Origin of the sequence: Klebsiella sp. KTE92 (genome assembly GCF_000398905.1) — a bacterium.
In the GTDB taxonomy this organism is placed as follows: Bacteria; Pseudomonadota; Gammaproteobacteria; order Enterobacterales; family Enterobacteriaceae; genus Klebsiella; species Klebsiella variicola.
Genome location: NZ_KB976100.1, coordinates 188,235 through 210,136, shown reverse-complemented (window position 1 = coordinate 210,136; position 21,902 = coordinate 188,235). Strand labels below are relative to the sequence as shown.

The following is a 21,902-nucleotide window of genomic DNA, read 5'->3' as shown; positions in this document are numbered from 1 at the left end:
AGAAAGCGCCCGGGCCGACAACCCGGGCGGGAGAAGGCGTTAGTTGGCCACCTGGCTTTCGTAACCCTCTTTGATGTCGTCAAAATAGGGAGCGATCGGGAAGCTTTTGCCATACTTTGCCAGCGCTTCCGGCGAGATTTCGGCAAACAGCTTTTGCCAGGTCGCCGTATCCAGCTTCGGCTTCACCTGCCCGGCGTCGATGCCCGGATACCAGTTAAACTGCTTAACGATCCCCTGCGCCTGCACTTCCGGACTGGTGGCCAGCGCGATAAAGTCGCGCGCCAGCTGCGGATTCGCCGCCTTCGCCGGGATGACGTAATACATCGGCTGACCCGGCATACCCGGCGCCAGTAAAGCAAGCTTGATCGAGGGCGGCAGCTTGCCCTGATCTTTCCAGCTATAGAACATATCGACCCACACCGGGCCCATGGCGATTTCCCCCCGGCTCAGCATATCGAGCGTCCCGGCGTTGCCCGGGGTAAAAGTTACGTTTTTATTGAACGCCTTCAGCTTCTCATAGGCCTGCTGCCAGCCTTTTTCGACGCTTTTATCATAGGGCCCGGCGGAGAGACGCTGGGCGTCGGTCCCGTAGGCGTAGATCCAGCCCACCACAAAGCTGACGCCGGACATGCCGTTCTTGATGCCGTTATAGCCAAAAGCCTGCGGATGTTTCTGCGTCCAGGCCACCAGCTCGTCATACGACGCCGGCGGGGTAGTGACCAGATCGCTGTTCCAGGCGATAGCGGTCTGGCTTAAGAACATCGGCATGACGTATCCGTCGACGTTAACGCCCAGCGCCTGAGTGGCGCTCGGCGAACTCACCATGCCGCCGGTCTGAATATCCTGACGGTATTTTTGCAGTAATCCCTTTTCCACCTGCTCACCGCCCGCCTTCTGGTGCACTACCGCGACGTCGATATCCCACTGCTGCGCGCCGCTCTCCTGCTGGGCCGTTAGCTTCTCGCTAATTTTATTCGACCCGGCGTCGCCGGGGCCGGTACCGATCACCCGCACCTTGACGCCGGGATGAGCGGCTTCAAATTTTGGCCCCAGCCAGGTTTTTACATAATCCACCATATTCTGATCGCCCGCGGTGGCGACATTCAGAATGGTGTCGGCCTGTGCGCCAAGGCTCAGGAAGAGGGTCGTTACGATCGCTGCTTTCGTCTTAGTCAACATGGATTGTCCCCAGAATGAACACGCTGATATCACTGTGATAGTGGTAAAGGAAAAATATGCAGGGCCGGCGTTGGCACATGGAGCCGAACGCGGCTTTTTGTCGGCCAGCACTGCGCGGCATCAGCCAGTAGCAGGCGGTCATGACAGCGCACGCTGTGGCGATACAGATTGCCCAGAAACGCGCTTTGCTCCACCACGCCCTCCAGAGCAAGTCCCTCCTGCGGCGCAGGCTGCGTTAATTCAGCGAGCGCGGCATCGGCGCTGCGAAAATAAATAACTTTTTCCTCCTGCTGAGCGGCGGATAAACCGGATATTGCAGCAGCAGATAATTCACCGGAGGTTATTTTATTATCGGCGCCCATAAAATCAGCGACGAAGGGCGTCGCGGGACGTTGATATATTTGTTCCGGGGTGCCAGTTTGTTCAATACGCCCCTGATTTAATACCGCAATGCGGTCCGCCATCACTAAGGCTTCCTGCTGATCGTGGGTGACAATTAATGACGTGAAACCCAGTCTCTTTTGCAGAGATTTAATTTCATGGCGCACATTCAGGCGCACTTTGGCATCCAGATTAGATAACGGCTCATCCAGCACCAGCACCTGGGGCTCTATGGCCAGGGCTCTCGCCAGCGCCACCCGCTGCCGCTGACCGCCCGACAGTTCGGTCACTTTCACCTCGCCAAGCCCCTCAAGATTCACTATTCGCAGCAGCTCCGCCACCCGCCGCGCGATATCCGCCCCGCGCCATTTGCGCAGCTTCAGGCCATAGCCGATATTGCGCGCTACCGTCAGGTGCGGCCACAGGGCGTAGCTTTGAAACACCATGGTGATATTGCGCTGCTCCGGCGCAAGATGGGTGATCGTTCGACTGGCAATCGCCATCTCGCCGCTTTGCACCGGAATAAAACCGCAGAGCGCGTTCAGCAGCGTGGTTTTTCCGCATCCCGACGGACCCAGCAGGGCAATCATTTCCCCTTGCTCGACCGCCAGATCGATATTATGTAAAACCACGTTATCGCCATAACTAATTTTAAGGCCGGTGATCTGTAAATAACTCATATTCGCTACCTGAAAGCGCTGCTGCGGCATTTTTTTAGCAAGGTGAACACGTGTTCATTTGGCTGTAAAAAAAATGCAACGTTAACTCGACATGATGTGAGCCTACTTTGTCGGGTATTTATGACAATTTAATTAAGCGGCAAAAAATTTTGGCGAGGGTCAATGAAAATAGATGTGCTTGGCTGCGGGAGCGCCTTTTCCTGCACGCAAAATACCTCCGCGCTGCGGGTGATCGACGCGGACAACAAACAGTGGTTAATCGACTGCGGCCCCACCGTTCCCCGCGCACTCTGGCAGCGCGGCGGTGGGGTCAATGATATTGACGCAATCTACTTCACCCACATCCATCCGGATCACTGTACCGGTCTGACGGCGCTGCTGAATTACTGGAAAAGTGGCTCCCGTCAGAAGCCGCTGATTATCTACTGCCAGCCAGCGCAGCAGCCGGTGCTCATGCAGCTGGCCGCGCTGGCGAACTGGCCTCAGGCGGACCCTGGTTTCACCATCGACTGGCAGGAATGCCGCGAAGCCTGGACGTGGCAGGACTGGCAGATCCGCACCGCCGCCACCCAGCATGAGCTGAGTAATCGCGCCATCCGCATCACCATTGCCGGGCAGACGCTGTTTTACAGCGGCGATGGCCGGCCAACCGCCGACTCGATAGCCCTGATGGCCGGCGCCGGGCTGGCGTTTCAGGAGTGTGCCTCAGTGGCGGCCCTTGACGACGATGCTTCTCATGGCGATTTCCCCTCCTGCCTGATGCTGTTCAGAACGCTGCAGCTCCCGGCGCTGGGGCTCTATCACTGCGAGGACGCCGCCCTGTCGGCGCTGAAGCAAGCCTGTCAGCCGTGGCAGGGATTATTCGTGTCGCAGGATGGGGACCACTTTACGCTGCCGCGTCCCGCATTCGCCGATGAGGCGCATGCCCTATGAGCCCACGTAAACCCAGCGTCACCGCCCAGGATGTGGCCAGACTGGCCGGCGTCTCGCGGGCGGTGGTGTCACGCGCGCTGAGCAGCAACGGCAGCATCTCTCCCGACGCCCGGGCGCGGGTGCTGCGCGCCGCCGAAGAGCTGGGGTACCAGGTTAACTTTCTTGCCCAGGGGCTCAATCGCCAGCGCAGCCACTTAATCGGCGTGATCGTCTCGCGCATCAGCGATCCTTTTCGCAGCGCCCTGCTTGATGCCCTGCTCAACGAGATCCAGCGCCAGGGCTTTCAGGCGCTGGTGAGCGAGATCCACAGCGAGCAGGACCTGGCGCACACCCTGCGCCGTTTCACGCAGTTTCGCGTCTCCGGCGTTATCGTCACCTCCGGCCAGCCGCCGGAGGCGTTGGTGAATGAGTGCGTCCAGCAGCATATCCCGGTAGTGGGCATTAACCGCCAGCCGACGATACCCGGGGTGGATTATGTCTGCTCTGACAACATCGCCGGCGCCGAACTGGCGGCCGACCAGCTGCTGCGCAGCGGCTGCCGGCGGTTTGGCTGGCTCAACCACTCACCTTCCACCTGGGCCGGGCGCATGCGTGGGGAAGCATTCAGCCGGGCACTGCAGGCGCGCGGAGTGGACGTCGAACGCAATCTGGCGATCCTCGCCTGCCCGGAAGAGGGCTATACGGGCGGGTTTCAGGCCGCTGCGCTCGCCGACGAGGCGCTGGAGGGGATCTTCTGCGCTAACGCCCAGATTGCCTGCGGCTTTCTCGATGGAATGCGCCAGCGCGGCAAACAGGCGCCTGAGGATTATCAGTTGATTGGTTTTGATAACACGCCGCCGACCGCGCAATATAGCTACCAGCTCACCACGCTACATCAGGATGTGGCGGCGATCTCCCGCCAGGCGCTCGCCCGGCTGCAGGAGCGCACCGTCGACCCTTTACAACCTTCACGCACCACCTGGGTGGAGGTGACATTAATTCACCGGCGCACGTCGCCCTTTATTATCTGAGAGCAAGACCATGACGGAAGCACAACGAGAGTCATTATGCGCCTTGATTCGCCAGGCAGGCGCCCACGCCCAGGCGCTGCGCGATGCGGGATTGCAGGTCGATAAAAAATCGCGCCAGGACTTTGTTTCGCAAGCAGATCTCGCGGTAGAACAGGAGATTAAAGGGTGGCTGAAGGCGCACTTTCCGCAGGAGGGTTTCCTCGGTGAAGAGAGCGGTTTCGAAGGCGATGAGCACACCGTCTGGGTGCTTGACCCCGTGGATGGCACCACCAACTTTATCCTTGGCATGGATTACTGGTGCATCTCACTGGCGAGAGTGTGCCAGGGCGAACTCTCGCTCGGCATCATCTACGCCCCCGATCGCAATGAGTTTTTCTTCGCCGGCCGCGGCGAAGGGGCGTTTCTCAACGGTCGTCGCCTGACGCTGCGTGAACCGGATCCCGACGCGGTGGTGATCGGCATGGGGCGCTCCAGCCGCGCCCCGGCCAGCGACTATGCCCGGGCCATCGACACGCTGCTCGACGCCGGCCTGGAGTATCGCCGTTTTGGCGCAGGCGCCCTGATGCTGGCGCATGTCGCTGCCGGTCAGATCCATGGCTATTTTGAAGCGCATATGAACAGCTGGGACGCGCTGGCGGGTATGCTGTTGATTGAGGAGGCGGGCGGAACGTGCAATGCATTTCTCGCCAATGAAGGGCTGCGGCAAGGCAACCTCGTCCTCGCCGGCTGCGCAAGCGTCCAGCCACGAATGGCCGCCCTGCTGGTCAAATAACATCGCGCCGCCGGTAGCCGACCGGCGGCTTTCTCGGGCTAACGCCAGGGTTCACCGCGCGGAATATTATTCGGGCAGCGCTTAATCGCGCAAAAGGACTGGAAAAAACAGGAGTCAGACTGCTTGCCGCCAGCCTGATACGGGCAAGATGGCCGTTCGCGTAATTTCTCCCATTGCGCCTCGTCGTACACCGTAATATTGTAGATTTTTAATGAATGATACTGGTCATTAATTAAAACTCTCGAGGAATAGAGCTTCATCGACTCGCCGGGCAGTAGTATCACATCGGCCTCGTACCACATAATAAATTTTAAGAAACGCAGGCTGGATATTGCCGAAAAGGCGATGCCGGATTGCGGGCAGATGAGAGTATTAAGAATAGTCCATTTCATATTCCTTCCTTATAAAAGATGCTACAAATTATTACCTTATATAGTGATAGCATCCATTATTATAAACTGCAAGCACACCTGACAATTATGTGACTTAAGACAATTCCTAACAACATAACCCATTATCGGTAACCTTAATTTTTCATCAAGAGATTAATGGTTAACCTCTATAAAAAAAGAAATAAATTAACCACAGAAAAGAAAATATAATAAAAAATAAGATAATATAAACATAATTGACAAAACGTCTTAGTCCTTGTGGATGAGCCCTCAGCCATAGGCATCAGGTAATGTCGCGCACAGCGTCGCCAGCGCCTCGGCAGGCATGGTCAGCAGAGTAATTAATGCCCGGGCAGCGGCTGACTGGCTTTTATGCGGCGGGTAAAGCACCGAGAAAGGCCGTGAACGTCCGGCGAACGCCGGAAGAACAGGAACCAGCTCCCCGCGCGCGATCGCCTCCTGCACAATAAACGCATAGCTCTGACAGATCCCCGCCCCCTGCAGGGCCAGCGAGACCACCCCGAGCACATCATCGGAGACATGCAGAGATGACGTCGGTAGCCAGCTGATATCCCGGCCATCCTCACGAAATACCCATTCGGCGACTTTTCCCGTTGCCGGCATAATAAATGTCAGGCATGAATGATGGCGCAAATCGGCTATTTTACTCAGCGGTCTCGCTGTCGAGCGTAAATAGGCCGGCGAGGCCACCAGACATAGCGCCGCATCCTCCAGCTTTTTTGCCACCAGGCCGCTGTCGGGTAAATGTCCCTGGCGCACCACCAGATCGAAGCCCTCAGCGATAATATCGACATTACGGTTGGTAATATTCAGCTCAATCTGTACGTCGGGGTGCAACTGACGGTACAACGCCAGCCGGGCGGGCAAACGATAGTGTCCCCAGGTGGTGGGGGCGCTCAATTTAACGCGCCCGGATAACGCCCCTTTTTGCCCCTGCGTCTCCCGTTCGGCATTATCCAGCACCTCAAACGCCTGGCGGACCTGACTCAGATAGGCGCTTCCGGCCTCGGTCAGGCTGATCCGACGGGTGGAGCGGCGCAGCAGCTGGCACCCCAGACGCGTTTCAAGACGGGTGACGGCCCGGCTTAACACCGACGGCGTCGACGACAGCGCCACCGCGCCGGCGGTAAACGACCCGCGCTCGGCCACCGCCAGAAAGACTTCTACATCCGCAAGATAATCAAACCGCCGGGCCATTTGGTTCTCCAGAGAACAAATGATTGTCATTCCAGGCATCTTATCTTCCCAAAGGGATTTAATAAAATCGTTTACCGAGGCTTAACCGGGCCATCTGCCCCTCTTTTTTACTGCTTTCTGGAGACCATGATGCATCGTTTTTCACTCTTCATTCTCGGCCTGCTGTCCCTGGGGCAGACCGCACTGGCGGCCGGGCCTGACGCCCCTGCCCATCTGGCGCTATGGCGCAGTTATACCGGGGTCACCTGGCAGCAGCGCGTCGATGCGCATTCCGTCAATGCGCCCATCGCAGGATTGCACTTTGACGCCGCCGGTCGGGCATTTGTTAGCACCCCACGTCTGATTTCGACCCAGGCGCCCGCCACGCTCAGCCTGCTCGATACCAAGTCCCTGAGCGGCCCGGCACGACTCACCGCCTTTCCGTCCACCGCGGCCAACAGCATCAGCGCCGATCCCCGCACGCACCTGCGCAATGTGCTGGGCTTTTACGTCGATAACCGCAACGGCTGGCTATGGGCGTTAGATCAGGGCTTTGTCGCAGGGGAAAAGACGGCGCCGCCGGGGGCGCAAAAAATCATGATCTATGCGCTCAGCGACGGTCATCTGGTGCAGCGTATTCCGCTCGACAGCGTCGCCGACCGGGAAGGAAGCTTCCTCAACGATATTGTGGTCGATGAGGCGCGCCGGGTGGCGTATATCGCCGACAGCGGCCTGCGCAGCGCGCCGGACAATCAGGCCGGACTGATCGTCGCGGATGCTAACCGTGGGACGGTCCGCCGGGTACTGAACCAGCACCCGGCGTTGATGCCGGTTGCCGGTCTGCAGGTGGTTTCACATGGGGAAACGGTCTGGCCGGGCAACCCCATTATGCTTGGTATCAATGGTATTGCGCTGTCACCGGACCAGGAAACCCTCTACTGGACGGTCACCACCGGTACCACGGCGCGGACCATCGCCACCGCCGCGCTGCGCGATCCCGCGATGAACGAACGCCAGCTCGCCGCGGCCATCCGTACCGCGGGTGAGGTCGGCGGGAATAGCGATGGGATCGTGGTCGATAAGCATGGCGCACTCTATATCACCGATGTGACCCATAACGGTATTGTCCGTTATCGCCCGCAGAGCGGGCGGTTCACCCTGCTTGCCGCTGACGACCGCGTGTACTGGCCCGATACGCCGACTATCGGCCCGGATGGCGCGGTAATGTTCACCGCCAGCCATTTAAACCAACACTTCGCTCAGGCGGTTAAACCGGGAGAAGAGAAATATACCATCTGGAAAGTGGTGCAACCCTGATCCACACGGCAGGCAGGCCCGTTGGACCTGCCTGCGTTTTTACCAGGTTTTGCCAATATTAAACTGAAACTGTTCTGCTTTATCGCCATCATACTTTTTAAACGGCTCTGCCCAGGAGAAGACCAGTGGACCGAGGGGAGACATCCACTGCACGGCAATCCCCGCGGAGAGACGAATATGACCCGGATCGCCGTAATCAGGGATCCCTGCCGCCAGCGTCTGCGCGGTGTTCTGCCAGGATGTGCTCCAGACCGTCCCGGCATCAACAAACAGCGAGGTTCGCAAGCTATCGGCGTACTTATCATTCACAAAGGGGGTTGGAATGATAAATTCGCTGTTCAGCACCGCCATGACATTCCCGCCGACCGCATCAGATGAGGCGTCCAGCGGGCAGGCGCTATAGCTGCTTTCGCTACCATTGCAGCGGTAATAGGCCGCTTTAGGCCCAATGGTGTTAGAAGAGAAGCCGCGCACTGACGACGAGCCGCCGGCGTAAAAGTTATCGTAGAACGGTACACTTTTGCCGTCTAACCCACCGGCATAGCCTGCACGCAAACGTTCCATCCAGACCCAGCGCTTATTCTCGCTCAGCGGCAGATACTGGGCGGTGTCAAATGAGAGCTTGTAGTAGCTATTATCCGAACCGGGGAGGGTCACTTTACCGCTAAGACTGCTCTTGTTTCCCGCACGCGGGAAGAAACCGCGATCGAGATCGTTATATCCCCATCCAAGACTCACAAAATAGTCGTTGGCGCTATATTTCGCGCCGCTGTCGCCATCTTTCGTCACCACGCTGGGCTCGATTCCCCGGGAGCTGAGGTAGCGCCAGGTCGTCAGCTCCGGATCCATATTGGTCAGGCGATTATGAACATAATCCAGTCCCAGGTTCAGGGAGTTATTTTCGCTAATGGGAAACCCCAGCGTACTGCCTAAGCCATAGCTCTGCTGGTTATAGCTCCCGGCATCCGCATCGGAAGCATCATAGCTGTTATAAAAAATCTTTCCGCCCAGGCTGATGCCATCGACGGTAAACCACGGGTTCGTCGCCCCCAGTTCAAGATAAGACTGGTAGCTGTTGCGCGTCCCGTTGAAGCTAACGCTATTACCCGTTCCCAGCCAGTTATCCTGAGTCACGCCAAGCTGATAGCTCACGCCGCTGTCCGTACCAAATCCCAGGCCCACGTTAAATGAGCCGGTGTTGCGCTCCTTCACCTTGTAGACCACATCGACCTGATCTGCCGTCCCACTGACCGGAACGATCTGCTGTTCAACGTTCTCAAAAAAACCCGTTCGGTCAAGACGTACTTTCCCTTGTTCGACTTTTTCGTTGTTGAGCCACGCCCCTTCCATTTGGCGCATTTCACGACGCAGCACCGCGTCCCGGGAGGTGTCGTTACCGGAAAATCGGATCTGGCGTACCGAGTAGCGGCGGCCCGCGTTGACCTGAATATGCAGCGCCACGCGGTGATGCGCATCATCGATTTCCGGCGTGGTCGTCACCTGCGGCCAGGCATAACCATACTTACCGAAACGCTTTTTGATCTCATTTTCAACTGTGGTGACTTGCGCCCCGCTGTACCATGCCCCCGCCAGCGGCTGGGCAAGGGCCTCGATCTCTGGGCCATGCTGCGCCAGGTCGCCTGTCACCTGAGTTCGGTCGACCCGATAACGTTCGCCTTCATTGAGGGCGATAGTGATATACAGGGATTTTTTATCTGGCGTCATACTGACCTGCGTGGACTCGATAGCAAAGCGCGCATAGCCGCGATCGAGATAAAAACTGCGCAGCGTTTCCAGATCGGCTTCCAGCTTCTGCTTCTGGTATTTTTTATCGGCTACCACGTTCCACCACGGCACATTATCGCGTAGCTGAAGCTGGTCCAGGAGCGTCTCTTCCCGAAACGCCTGATTACCGATAATGTTTATTTGTGCGATTTTCGCCGAGATGCCTTCCTGAAAGACGAACGTTAAGTCAACGCGATTACGCGGTAACGGGGTCACCACCGCGTGAACCTGCGCACTGTATTTCCCCGCACTGTAATAGAAATCCTGTAACCCTTTTTCTATTTCGCTAAGCGAATTTCTGTCCAGTGCGCTACCTGCAGAAATACCGGACGCGGTGAGATTTTCCTTTAGCGCATCATCCTTCACTGACTTATTCCCGGAAAAACTGACGCTGGCAATAGTGGGCCGTTCCTTAACCTGCACCACCAGCGTTTTCCCATCGCGCAGGATCTGCACATTCTCGAAATTGCCGCTCGCATACAGCGCGCGCACAGCCTCGCTGACATCTTCTGGCGTCACCGCATCTCCCGCGTGCAATGGCATACTTAATAGCGCTGCCCCGACGGTCACGCGCTGTAGCCCTTCAAAACGGATATCATCAACTTGATATGATGTTGCGGCATATAACGTTAAAGGGGCGATCAATAATCCGCTGATGATATGAGTCTTTTTTAACATGAATGTGTCGTCTACGAGATAATGAGCAATAGCAGTATTCTGCTGGTGTTGAGCTTATTTGTTCAGGATGCATCTCTAAAATGTGCGACAGAAAATAACCTGAGCGAGGCGCAGAATTACATGCAATTATGGCGATAAAATGGAGAAAAAAAGGATGTTAAATCATCTTTAAAAATATATTTAATGATGGAACTTTTGCTGAACGCCGTGGTTCTAATGGCCAACACCAGAGCTATATTTAGATTTACCTGAACGTTTTTTATTAAAAAAGCCCCCTTTCTTGTTAATGGAAAGGGGGAAAATTCTCGTTAGGAATGATGCTCTCTGGGATCACCAGGAACAGGGAGAAAAATATCCTGAAACCCAGCAGATATAATGAAGAGAAATTGAATAAATTATGCAACTGATATCACAACATTCTACCCCGTATACACTGCCAAAGGCCGTTAACGAACATCTCCATATTTTCCTCAAAATAGCAGAATACAGTAGGGTCGCCTTATCAAGGCATCAAGGAAAGTCTATCGTTATCTACAATAGCCAAGCAGTGGCGCCTCGCCAGGGAAGGTGAGGCATAGGCTTCGCCATCCTGCCGCCTCCCATCATTAGCAACAGGGAACTGCGTATGACACGCTTACTCAAGACGATCTTACCCGTCATCCTCTGCACCCTCTTTGGGTTATCGTTCGCTTCACCCACGCAGGCTGCCGCCAGTCTGCCGATGGTTCTCCCCGCGCTAACATGCGATGCGCTGAGCGCGACCGACTTCAGCGCCGCCGTTGGCGCAAAGGTCACTATCAACCACACTGAAATGCAAACCTCCGCGCAGGGAAGCTGGTGCAAGGTGAGCGCCACTATCGCCCCCCAGATTGGCGTGCAGATTGCCCTGCCGACCCAACGCTGGAGTCAACGTTTCTTGCAGGTCGGCTGCGGCGGACTGTGCGGGAGTATTAACCTGAGTCTGTCGAATGCCAGCGGCTGCCTGCCGGCAATGAACGGCGAGTTTGTGGTGGCAGCAACCGATATGGGGCACCATGGCAGTATGATGGATGCTTCATGGGCCGAGGATCCGCAAAAGCGCATCGATTTTGCCTGGCGCGCCAACCACCTGACCGCCGTGCTGACCAAAGCGGTGATTCAGACGCTTTACCGCCAGCAACCAAAGTACGCGTACTTTATGGGCTGCTCAGACGGCGGTCGCGAAGCATTGATGGAAGCACAGCGCTTTCCGCAAGATTTTGACGGTATCAGCGCTGGCGCGCCTGCGGCCTTTTTCCAGTTTCAGAATTCCTTCTTCCACGGCTGGAATGTGGCCGCCAATCAGCGTCCGGACGGTACCGCTATCCTGCTGAAAGATCGCCTTCCTCTGATTCACCAGGCCGTGCTGGCTCACTGCCCGACGCTTTCCGGCGTGCAGGATGGTATCCTGCAAAATCCGTATGCCTGTCAGTTCTCTGAGTCATGGCTCCCCCGCTGTCCTGCCGATGCTCAGGACCGTTCTACCTGCCTGACGCAGGAAGAGATCGAGGTGGTGAAAAAACTCTACCGCGGCGCTTACGACAGCCACGGCGCCCAGTTTGTCGCTGGCGGTCTGCCGCTGGGCTCCGAGCTACGCTGGCCGGTGCCCGAGACCCCGACCGGCCACTCGATGTCGGAAATGATGGTACTGCCGGCTCTGCAATCCGTGCTCCTGCCGGGAGGAAAACAGAAGATCCAATCGATGCGGGATTTCCCACTGAACCAGCAGAATTTTGACGCCGTCGCTCAACTGGCACCGCTCTATAACGCGGCAAATACCAATCTTCATGCCTATCAACAGCGCGGCGGCAAGCTTATCCTGTGGCACGGTCTGGCCGATGACTCCGTCAGCCCAGCCTTTTCTATCGCCTATTACCGCGGCGTAGAAGCAGAGATGGGCCATGCCGCAACGGATACCTTCCTGCGGTTATTCCTGCTGCCTGGGGTAGCCCATTGCGGTAATGGCGAAGGTTACGATCAAATTGATCTCCTTACCCCGCTGATGCGCTGGACCGAGGAAGGCATCGCGCCGCAAGAGATCATGGCCGGAAAACGGGCGCCAGCCGCCACCAGCCTGCCGCCGATGACAGAAAAACCAGATGCCCAAACGCAGTTTCACGGCGTGCAGAAAGTCAGTCAGCCTTTCGCTGACGCCGCCCCAGCCGTTATCGCGACTCGCCCGGCGTACCCCTTTCCGGCCATTGCCCGTTATAACGGGCACGGCGACGTGAATGACGGCGAAAATTATCATGCAGAGCAATCAACCGCGTTTGGTCATCTGCAGCTGGCAAAACCCGCCAGCGACTATATTGGCCCTGATAATCAAAAAAATTATCAGGTTCGCCACGGCGAACTCACTGTTCAATAAACCCCAAGGCTCCTCGCTGAGGAGCCATTCGTTATGGGATTAGCCGCAATCATGCGTAGCAAAACGCTCCAGCAATCGGTATTAAACGACCTGCTCCTGTGGATCGATAATAATCTGGATAAGAAACTGACCGTCGACGATCTGAGCGATATCTCTGGTTATTCCCCCTGGCATTTATTTCGACTCTTCCGCCATTATTTTGATCGTTCGCCCATGGAATATATCCGCCAGCAGCGCATGTCGCTGTATTGCCGTTTATTGCTGACGACGCCTGGTTACCGAATCGTCGATATTTGTATGATGGTCGGTTATGACGATCTCAGTGCGTTTAATCGTACCTTCAAAAAATATTATGCGCTCACACCCACTCAGTATCGCTATCAGATCACGCGGCAAAAATAAGGAGGTCCCCCTCCTCCGCATCGCTGCGGTTGGGAATGGAAGGGGGACAGGGGATATTACAGAAGGGAAATAGCAGGATGCTATTATCGAACCCGGTCGGGATCAACGACCTTGCGCGACGGAAATCAGTATAAAAGGATATGTTGAGCTAATAATGTAGAGGGCGTGAAGATTTTGTCACGATTTATAACCGCCTCCTCCGCTCTCATCTGAAATAAAAAAACCGGGTCGCGCTGCACCCGGTTTACTCCTCATCAGCATCATCAGAAATGAGTATTAACGCTCATAAAGAAGGTCCGCCCCGACTCGTTATAGGTCTCCGCACCCGCGCCATACAGATAAGCCCCCGTCGTCGCGTTGCCGGTCGTTTGCGCATTCCCTGCCCGGTAGTGGCGAATATCAAACAGGTTATCTATCCCGCTGGTGAAGCTCAGATTTTTGTTCACATCCCAGGTCGCACTGAGGCCGACAATGCTGTATGGGCTGACTTCGTTTAGTTCGCTGCCGCTGACCGCCTCGCCCTTATAATTAAAGCGTTTTGGTTTCTGTCGACCATACCAGGTAAAGGTGCTCTGCAGGGAGAGATCTTCACGAACCTGCCAGCTCAAAGTCGAGTTCAGGGTAAACTGCGGGATCACTGACAGCCGGTCGCCGGTCGTCTTATTCTTGCTCTGCAGCATCCATGTCAGGTTATTGCTCCAGTTAACCGTCTCCCCCACCGGAAGATTCAGCGTTCCTTCCAGGCCTTCCACTAACGCCTTTGGTACGTTTTCCCACTGATAGATATTGGTGGTGCCGTTGCTGGCGGTGCCCACCGCCGCGTACCCTGACTCAATCTTGTTGTGATAGTCGTTACGGAACCAGGTGATTCCCGCCTGATAGCCATCATGCTTGTACTCAAGACCAATCTCTTTATTAACGCTGGTCTCCGCTTTCAGGTCGCTATTCCCCATCAGATAGCAGGCGGAACTACTGGCGTAACAGCCTTGACCGTTGCTGTAGAGAATATAGTTCGGGTTCAACTGGTAGAGGTTAGGTGCCTTGTAAGCGCGGGCAATGCCCAGCTTCAGCGTCCAGTCATCCGTCAACTCCTGGGAGAGGTTCAGTGAGGGGCTCCAGTTATTGCCGACGATGCTGTGGTGATCGAAGCGCAGGGCGGGTGTCAGCATGGTACTGTCCGTTAGCGCCATATTATCTTCGGTAAACAGCGAGAAGATCTCGGCGCTGGAGTACGGGCTACGACCGGTAGCCGACACACCGTCGATAGTCCCGTAAGAGAGCGCCTGGGTTGTCGATACGCCATCTTTCATCCGCTGCTGATTCCATTCGGTGCCCAGCGTCAGATTCTGATCGACCCCCAGCGTAAACGGAATATTCACTTCGCTATGTAGCAGGACATCGGCCAGATCGATATCTGAAAACTCGCTACTGGAGAAGATCCCTTCCGTACCGCCCGCCAGCCCTTCATTCATTCGCGAGTTACGGGTGTGTTCGTACTGGGCATAGCTGTTGCTGGTCACGCCATTATCCCAGCCGCCGGTCCATGTGACGCCGTAAGTTTGCCGGTAGAGACGGTTGGTCTCTTTCCCGTACATACTCTTCACCAACGTACTGGTATTGGTGTTTTGCGTGTCGCCGGCATAGAGGTTGCCCTGGCGGCTGTAGCCGGCCTCAAACTCCAGGGCCTGCATCGGGGCGAACTCCCTGCGTAGCTTACTGTGAATATCTTTGTTCACCACCCCTTCACGTCCGGCGGGATAAGAACCGGCGTAGGAACCGGTACGCTCCGCTTCATGCCCGGCGTTAATGTCCTGAGCATCAGCCTGGGTTTTACTCAGATTACCCCAGAGATTGAAGCTGACACTGTCCGACAGTGGACCATTGAGGCTAAAGTTGGTACGTTTCGTCGCCCCTTCTTTACGGTGCTGCGGAGCATTCATATAGGTATTCCACGACCCGTGCCATTCTGGCGTGGTCGGTTTGGTCACGATGTTGACGACCCCGCCCATCGCGCCATTACCATAGCGCGCCGCCGCCGGGCCGCGGATCACATCGATATGATCGATCATCTCCGCTGGCACCCAACTGGTATCGCCGCGGGAGTCACGATCGCCGCGCCAGCCATACCGCACCGAGTTACGGCTGGTCACCGGTTTACCATCGACCAGCACCAGCGTATTCTCGGGCCCCATGCCACGGATATCAATTTGCCGGTTGTTGCCGCGCTGACCACTGGTGGAGTTGCCGGTCAGGTTTACCCCAGGTTGCGTACGAATTAACTCCGATACATCGCGGGCGGGGGGATGTTTGCGAATCTCCTCTGCGGTAATGGTCGACACGCCCGGTGCCTGCAGGTTCTGCCTGGCAGCGGTCACCACCATCGTTTCCTCCTGGTTTTCGGCCGTTGGGGTGCTCTTATCGCGCGTCGATTGTTCTGTCATATTCTCTGCCGCCTGCAGCGGCACGCTACAGGCGAGCAAAGGAATGACGATCCCCAGCGGGAAGTGAGACGTGTATTTCATAGAATATGCCCTGTTTTCTGTTGCTGTCGGGCATAACGCCTTCCCCAATTGAAAAAACAATGGGATAAAATACTCGCCTCTGCGCCTCGCCAGATTTTGGCGTAGGTCAGCCCCTTCCCGATAGTCATGGGAATAAGAAAACAGCATGAGGCATAATAAAATTAAGTGCCCTGTTTCATCATTAGAGAAAAAGCGCTGCGCGCTATTCTTTGATAGCGTAATCCAGACAGCGAATAATAAGAGTAATGTGCTGTGCTACGGTAATAAAAATGAGATTCATTATCAAGATGATAATAATCAATATCAGGGAAAAATAAAATAAACACAAATAATCAAACAGTTACAACAAAACAAATGGAGAAGAATAAAATAAAAATATCATCATCATTTTCTATTTATCATTAAAAACACACATTTCCGCCATATTATCTCCATAGTTAAAGTAAAGATAAAAGCACATTAATAGCAAGCGATAAAATGGGAGAAGACTATTTGTCGGCATCGTTATGTTTTTTACGCCCTTGTCGTGCCCGGCTAACGGCAGCCGTTCTGCTAAAATAACCACATCCCCCTGCGGAGTGTTCCTCCATGAACGCCAACTTGCTATCACGCCTGTTTATCGCCTGGCTCACCTGCCTCGCGCCGCTGTTATTCGCCCCTATCCTGCTTGCGGCGGAGGCGGAAAAAGCGCCGCCAGTCGCAACCGAAGACAATACGCTGTCGATCCACATCGACGATATGCTGCAGCCATGGAAAGGCGATCTGCCCGGCATGACCGAGCGGCGCACCATTCGGGTATTAACCACCTACAGCAAGACCTTCTTTTTTATTGATAAAGGCACTCAGCGCGGAGCAACCCACGATATCTTTATGGCGCTGGAAAACGATCTGAATAAGCAGTTGGCGAAGGATAAAAAGCTCAAACAGCGCCACCTGAAGCTGCATATCGTTTTTGTGCCGGTCAGCCGGGATAATCTCTTTATCGCGCTTAATGAAGGTAAAGGCGATATTGCGGCTGCCAATCTGACCATCACGCCCTCGCGGGAAGCCCAGGTCGATTTCGCCCAGCCGCTCTACAGCAACGTGAAAGAATTACTGATCTCCGGGCCGGCATCGCCGAAGATCGACAGCCTGGAGCAGCTCTCCGGCCAAACCGTCTTTGTTCGCCGCTCCTCCAGCTATTACGAGAGTCTGCAGGCGCTGAATGCCCGATTTGCCAGTGAGTCGCGGCCGCCGGTTATCCTGGAGGCAGCGCCGGAAGCGCTGGAGGATGAAGATCTGCTGGAAATGCTCAACGCCGGGCTGATTCCGCTGATCGTCGTCGATCAACACAAAGCCGTTTTCTGGAAACAGGTGTTTCCGAAAATTCAGGTCCATGACAACGTGGTGCTGCGCGACGGCGGCAACATTGCCTGGGCGGTACGCAAAGACAGCCCGCAGCTGCTGGCGGTGCTAAACAACTTCGTCAAAAAGAATCGTCAGGGCACCACGCTGGGTAATACCCTCCTGCTGCGTTACCTGAAAAATGCCAAATATGTCAAAAATGCCGCCGCGAGTAAGGAACGGCGCAAGTTCCTCGCCATGGTGGAAGTCTTCCGCAAATATGGCGATCGCTACGATGTCGACTGGCTGCTGATGGCGGCCCAGGGGTACCAGGAATCGCGACTGAACCAGTCGGTGCGAAGCCACGTCGGCGCCGTCGGGGTAATGCAGGTGATGCCCAGCACCGGAAAAGAGCTGAAAGTGGGCGATATTAAACAGTTGGATCCCAACATCCATGCTGGCGTGAAATACATGCGCTGGATGATAGATCGCTACTATGCTGATGAGCCCATGACCCGGCTCGATAAGGCGCTGTTTGCCTTTGCCTCCTATAACGCGGGTCCGGCGCGTATCGCCCGCCTGCGCACCATGACTAAACAGCGAGGATTTGACCCGAACGTCTGGTTCGGTAATGTCGAAAATCTGGCGGCAGAAAAAATTGGCGCCGAGACGGTCACCTACGTCAGTAATATCTATAAGTATTACATCGCCTATCGGCTGATCGTCGATGATATGGCCCGCAAACAGAAAGCGACGGCCGCGCCGCGACAGGAGCCAGCAGCAGAGCCAGTGAAACCGCAGCCCAGCGTGGCGACGCCGGAGACCGCTCAGGCGCCCTCTGCCTGAAACGCTCGTCGCCGCAGGTTAAAAACCGGTTCTGACACGGTGGCGCAGAAAAAATGCTGAAAGGATAAAGAAAAAGCCCCGGCGAAACCGGGGCTTTTTGTATTTTACGGCGCAGGCAACGCGTTTAAGGCAAGCCTTAAAACGGGATGTCGTCGTCGAAGTCCATCGGCGGTTCGTTAGAAGAAGGCGCTGCCGGGGCCTGCTGCTGCGGACGGGACTGTGCGCCGCCGCTGAACTGGTTGCCGCCCTGCGGCTGCTGAGGCTGACCCCAACCGCCCTGCTGCTGGCCGCCGCCTGCCGGCGCGCCGCCACCCTGACGGCCGCCCAGCATCTGCATGGTGCCGCCAACGTTAACCACGACTTCGGTGGTGTATTTCTCCTGACCGGATTGATCGGTCCACTTGCGGGTACGCAGCTGGCCTTCGATATATACCTGAGAGCCTTTGCGCAGATACTCGCCAGCGACTTCCGCCAGTTTGCCGAACAGCACAACGCGGTGCCACTCGGTCTGCTCTTTCATTTCGCCGGTCTGCTTGTCACGCCAGGATTCGGAAGTTGCCAGCGTGAAGTTGGCGACAGCGCCGCCACTTGGCATGTAGCGTACTTCCGGGTCCTGCCCCAGATTACCGACGAGAATCACCTTGTTTACGCCTCTGCTGGCCATGTTCGTGTCTCCTGAATACGTTTCTTAATAGTGTAAACGCGCGAGTGTACCATTTCCACGTAGCATTTTGATAGCTGCGAGGCTGATTCCAGAGATAGCACTCGTACAAGACATTGTTGCACACTCCCCCTGAATTTGCATTCCGATACTGTATATTCATTCAGGTTAAATTGTGTCATAATTAGCCGTTTCTGCCGTTTGTCCTTCAAGCAAACCAGGCAATCCGTGTATCTACCTACCGGGAAAGGTGAATGGATAAGATCGAAGTTCGGGGCGCCCGCACCCATAATCTCAAAAACATCAACCTCGTTATCCCGCGCGACAAACTCATTGTCGTCACCGGGCTTTCCGGGTCTGGCAAATCTTCACTCGCTTTCGACACCCTGTATGCCGAAGGCCAGCGTCGCTACGTCGAATCGCTCTCCGCCTATGCGCGACAGTTCCTGTCGCTGATGGAGAAGCCGGACGTCGACCACATCGAAGGGCTGTCGCCGGCGATTTCCATCGAACAGAAATCAACCTCTCACAACCCCCGTTCGACGGTGGGTACCATTACCGAAATTCACGACTACCTGCGTCTGCTGTACGCCCGCGTCGGTGAACCGCGCTGTCCGGATCACGACGTGCCGCTGGCGGCGCAAACCGTCAGCCAGATGGTCGATAACGTCCTCGCGCAGCCGGAAGGCCTGCGCCTGATGCTGCTGGCGCCCATTATTAAAGAGCGTAAAGGCGAGCACACCAAAACCCTGGAAAACCTCGCCAGCCAGGGCTACATCCGCGCGCGGATCGACGGCGAAGTCTGCGATCTTTCGGATCCGCCGAAGCTGGAGCTGCAGAAGAAGCACACCATCGAGGTGGTCATCGACCGCTTTAAGGTGCGCGACGATCTGGCGCAGCGCCTGGCCGAGTCGTTCGAAACCGCGCTGGAGCTCTCCGGCGGTACCGCCATTGTGGCCAATATGGATGATGAAAAAGCGGAAGAACTGCTGTTTTCCGCTAACTTCGCCTGCCCGATCTGCGGCTATAGCATGCGCGAGCTGGAGCCGCGCCTGTTCTCCTTCAACAACCCGGCGGGCGCCTGCCCGACCTGCGACGGCCTCGGCGTTCAGCAATATTTCGATCCCGACCGCGTGGTGCAGAATCCGGAGCTGTCGCTGGCGGGCGGCGCCATCCGCGGCTGGGATCGCCGCAACTTCTACTACTTCCAGATGCTGAAGTCGCTGGCGGAGCACTATAAATTCGACGTCGAAGCGCCGTGGGGCACCCTCAGCGCCAGCGTGCAGAAAGTGGTCCTGTACGGTTCCGGTAAAGAGAATATTGAATTCAAATACATGAACGATCGCGGCGACACCTCGGTACGTCGTCACCCGTTCGAAGGCGTGCTGCACAATATGGAGCGCCGTTACAAAGAGACGGAATCCAGCGCCGTGCGCGAAGAGCTGGCGAAATTCATCAGCAACCGCCCATGCGCCAGCTGTGACGGCACGCGGCTGCGTCGTGAAGCGCGCCACGTGTTTGTAGAGAACACCCCGCTGCCGACCATTTCCGATATGAGCATCGGCCACGCGATGGACTTCTTCAACAACCTGAAGCTCTCCGGCCAGCGGGCGCAAATCGCTGAGAAAGTGCTGAAAGAGATCGGCGATCGCCTGAAGTTCCTTGTCAACGTCGGTCTGAACTATCTGACGCTTTCCCGTTCGGCGGAAACGCTCTCCGGCGGCGAAGCCCAGCGTATCCGTCTGGCGAGCCAGATTGGCGCCGGGCTGGTTGGTGTGATGTACGTGCTGGATGAGCCTTCTATCGGCCTGCACCAGCGCGATAACGAACGCCTGCTGGGTACCCTGATCCATCTGCGTAATTTAGGCAACACGGTGATCGTCGTTGAGCATGACGAAGACGCGATTCGCGCCGCCGACCATGTGATCGATATCGGCCCTGGCGCTGGGGTCCACGGCGGCCAGGTGGTGGCCGAAGGGCCACTGGACGCCATTATGGCGGTACCAGAATCCCTCACCGGGCAGTTCATGAGCGGTAAGCGCAAAATCGAAGTGCCGAAACAGCGCGTACCCGCCAATCCGGAAAAAGTGCTGAAACTGACCGGCGCGCGCGGCAACAACCTGAAGGATGTAACACTGACCCTGCCGGTCGGTCTGTTTACCTGCATTACCGGCGTTTCCGGCTCGGGTAAATCGACGCTGATTAACGACACCCTGTTCCCGATTGCTCAGCGCCAGCTTAACGGCGCGACCATCGCCGAACCGGCGCCGTATCGCGATATCCAGGGGCTGGAGCACTTCGATAAAGTGATCGATATCGACCAGAGCCCGATCGGCCGTACGCCGCGCTCCAACCCGGCGACCTATACCGGGGTGTTTACGCCGGTGCGCGAACTGTTCGCCGGGGTGCCGGAATCACGTTCACGCGGCTATACGCCAGGGCGCTTTAGTTTTAACGTTCGCGGCGGGCGCTGTGAAGCCTGCCAGGGTGATGGCGTCATTAAGGTTGAGATGCACTTCCTGCCGGATATCTATGTGCCGTGCGACCAGTGCAAAGGCAAACGCTATAACCGCGAAACGCTGGAGATTAAGTACAAGGGTAAGACCATCCACGAAGTGCTGGATATGACCATTGAAGAGGCGCGTGAATTCTTTGATGCCGTACCGGCGCTGGCGCGTAAGCTGCAAACCCTGATGGACGTCGGCCTGACCTATATCCGTCTCGGCCAGTCGGCGACGACACTGTCCGGCGGCGAGGCGCAGCGCGTGAAGCTGGCGCGCGAACTCTCCAAACGCGGTACCGGCCAGACGCTGTATATCCTCGATGAGCCGACCACGGGTCTGCACTTCGCCGATATTCAGCAGTTGCTGGAAGTGCTGCATCAGCTGCGCGATCAGGGCAATACCATCGTGGTGATTGAGCATAACCTCGATGTGATTAAAACTGCCGACTGGATTGTCGATCTGGGTCCGGAAGGCGGTAGCGGCGGCGGCGAAATACTGGTCTCCGGTACACCTGAGACCGTCGCCGAGTGCGAAGCCTCGCACACCGCGCGCTTCCTGAAGCCGATGCTGAAATAATTAGCGGGATAGCTGCTGCCGGACCGACTCCGGCAGCATTTTCACCGCCTGCTGGTAAGATGCATCGACCAGGTAGTAGATTTGCGAATCCGGCAGGGAGCCATCCAGAAAGACGGTGCTCCAGTGCGCTTTATTGAGATGCTTGCTGGGCCGGACATCGCGATGCTGCTCTCGCAGCAGCTCCGCCAGTTCCGGGCTCGCTTTCAGCGCGACCGCCGGCCGCTGGTCCTCTACTTCCTTCACCATGGCAAACAGCACGTCCGAGACTTTGATCTGCGTGGCTTTCCAGTCGCTATGGACGCTCTGCTCCGCTCCCGGTTTCGCCATGCAGTACTGCAATAACTCCGAAATTGTCATC

At 56.3% G+C, this 21,902-nt stretch carries 16 protein-coding genes; 8 read left to right on the top strand and 8 right to left on the bottom strand.

The window, feature by feature from the left end:
- Positions 1–39 precede the first annotated feature (39 nt).
- Both A1WC_RS23880 and A1WC_RS23885 read right to left on the bottom strand, forming a co-directional pair.
- Positions 40–1,179 carry an extracellular solute-binding protein gene (locus A1WC_RS23880; protein WP_012969155.1) on the bottom strand — a complete coding sequence of 380 codons (1,140 nt, stop codon included), beginning with the start codon at positions 1,177–1,179 and terminating at the stop codon, positions 40–42.
- Between the two features lie 29 nt (positions 1,180–1,208).
- On the bottom strand, positions 1,209–2,240 hold the full coding sequence (locus A1WC_RS23885; protein WP_016160114.1) for an ABC transporter ATP-binding protein: 1,032 nt from the start codon (positions 2,238–2,240) through the stop codon (positions 1,209–1,211).
- Positions 2,241–2,402: 162 nt separating this feature from the next.
- Between A1WC_RS23885 and A1WC_RS23890 the strand changes: the two genes are divergently transcribed.
- From A1WC_RS23890 to A1WC_RS23900, 3 genes are read left to right on the top strand one after another with little or no spacing between them, the layout of a single operon-like run.
- Positions 2,403–3,173, top strand: a complete 771-nt coding sequence (locus A1WC_RS23890; protein ID WP_016160113.1) for an MBL fold metallo-hydrolase — start codon at positions 2,403–2,405, stop codon at positions 3,171–3,173.
- Complete coding sequence (locus A1WC_RS23895; RefSeq protein WP_016160112.1) at positions 3,170–4,183, top strand: LacI family DNA-binding transcriptional regulator; 1,014 nt, start codon at positions 3,170–3,172, stop codon at positions 4,181–4,183. The genes A1WC_RS23890 and A1WC_RS23895 overlap by 4 nt, the downstream gene beginning before the upstream one ends.
- Before the next feature lie 10 nt (positions 4,184–4,193).
- On the top strand, positions 4,194–4,955 hold the full coding sequence (locus tag A1WC_RS23900; RefSeq protein WP_012969157.1) for an inositol monophosphatase family protein: 762 nt from the start codon (positions 4,194–4,196) through the stop codon (positions 4,953–4,955).
- Between the two features lie 38 nt (positions 4,956–4,993).
- Here A1WC_RS23900 and A1WC_RS23905 read toward each other — a convergent pair whose 3' ends face one another.
- Both A1WC_RS23905 and A1WC_RS23910 read right to left on the bottom strand, forming a co-directional pair.
- Positions 4,994–5,347 (bottom strand): anti-adapter protein IraM, encoded by a 354-nt coding sequence (locus A1WC_RS23905; RefSeq protein ID WP_008807283.1) that lies wholly within the window; start codon positions 5,345–5,347, stop codon positions 4,994–4,996.
- A 270-nt stretch (positions 5,348–5,617) separates the two neighbouring features.
- Positions 5,618–6,565, bottom strand: coding sequence for a LysR family transcriptional regulator (locus A1WC_RS23910; RefSeq protein WP_008807284.1), 948 nt, complete (start codon positions 6,563–6,565; stop codon positions 5,618–5,620).
- Positions 6,566–6,694: 129 nt separating this feature from the next.
- Between A1WC_RS23910 and A1WC_RS23915 the strand changes: the two genes are divergently transcribed.
- Complete coding sequence (locus A1WC_RS23915) at positions 6,695–7,861, top strand: L-dopachrome tautomerase-related protein (protein WP_016160111.1); 1,167 nt, start codon at positions 6,695–6,697, stop codon at positions 7,859–7,861.
- 39 nt (positions 7,862–7,900) lie between these two features.
- Here A1WC_RS23915 and bamA read toward each other — a convergent pair whose 3' ends face one another.
- Entirely contained in the window at positions 7,901–10,324 is a 2,424-nt protein-coding gene (bamA, locus tag A1WC_RS23920; RefSeq protein WP_016160110.1) for an outer membrane protein assembly factor BamA, read from the bottom strand.
- Positions 10,325–10,949: 625 nt separating this feature from the next.
- Between bamA and A1WC_RS23925 the strand changes: the two genes are divergently transcribed.
- Positions 10,950–12,710, top strand: coding sequence for a tannase/feruloyl esterase family alpha/beta hydrolase (locus A1WC_RS23925; protein WP_008807287.1), 1,761 nt, complete (start codon positions 10,950–10,952; stop codon positions 12,708–12,710).
- Between the two features lie 33 nt (positions 12,711–12,743).
- Entirely contained in the window at positions 12,744–13,112 is a 369-nt protein-coding gene (locus A1WC_RS23930) for a helix-turn-helix transcriptional regulator (protein WP_016160109.1), read from the top strand.
- A gap of 263 nt (positions 13,113–13,375) precedes the next feature.
- On the opposite strand, the gene A1WC_RS23935 is transcribed toward A1WC_RS23930, so the two are convergent.
- Positions 13,376–15,634: a TonB-dependent siderophore receptor gene (locus tag A1WC_RS23935; protein ID WP_016160108.1), complete on the bottom strand. Its 2,259-nt coding sequence runs from the start codon at positions 15,632–15,634 to the stop codon at positions 13,376–13,378.
- A gap of 588 nt (positions 15,635–16,222) precedes the next feature.
- Between A1WC_RS23935 and A1WC_RS23940 the strand changes: the two genes are divergently transcribed.
- A complete protein-coding gene (locus A1WC_RS23940) occupies positions 16,223–17,803 on the top strand; it encodes a lytic transglycosylase F (RefSeq protein WP_016160107.1) in 1,581 nt (526 codons plus the stop codon).
- Positions 17,804–17,939: 136 nt separating this feature from the next.
- Here A1WC_RS23940 and ssb1 read toward each other — a convergent pair whose 3' ends face one another.
- Complete coding sequence (gene ssb1 / locus A1WC_RS23945; protein WP_008807292.1) at positions 17,940–18,467, bottom strand: single-stranded DNA-binding protein SSB1; 528 nt, start codon at positions 18,465–18,467, stop codon at positions 17,940–17,942.
- A 251-nt stretch (positions 18,468–18,718) separates the two neighbouring features.
- On the opposite strand from ssb1, the gene uvrA reads away from it, so the two are divergent.
- A complete protein-coding gene (gene uvrA, locus A1WC_RS23950) occupies positions 18,719–21,544 on the top strand; it encodes an excinuclease ABC subunit UvrA (protein WP_008807293.1) in 2,826 nt (941 codons plus the stop codon).
- Here the strand turns inward: uvrA and A1WC_RS23955 are convergent, their stop codons facing one another.
- A complete protein-coding gene (locus tag A1WC_RS23955; protein WP_008807294.1) occupies positions 21,545–21,901 on the bottom strand; it encodes an MmcQ/YjbR family DNA-binding protein in 357 nt (118 codons plus the stop codon).
- Position 21,902: the final 1 nt, after the last annotated feature.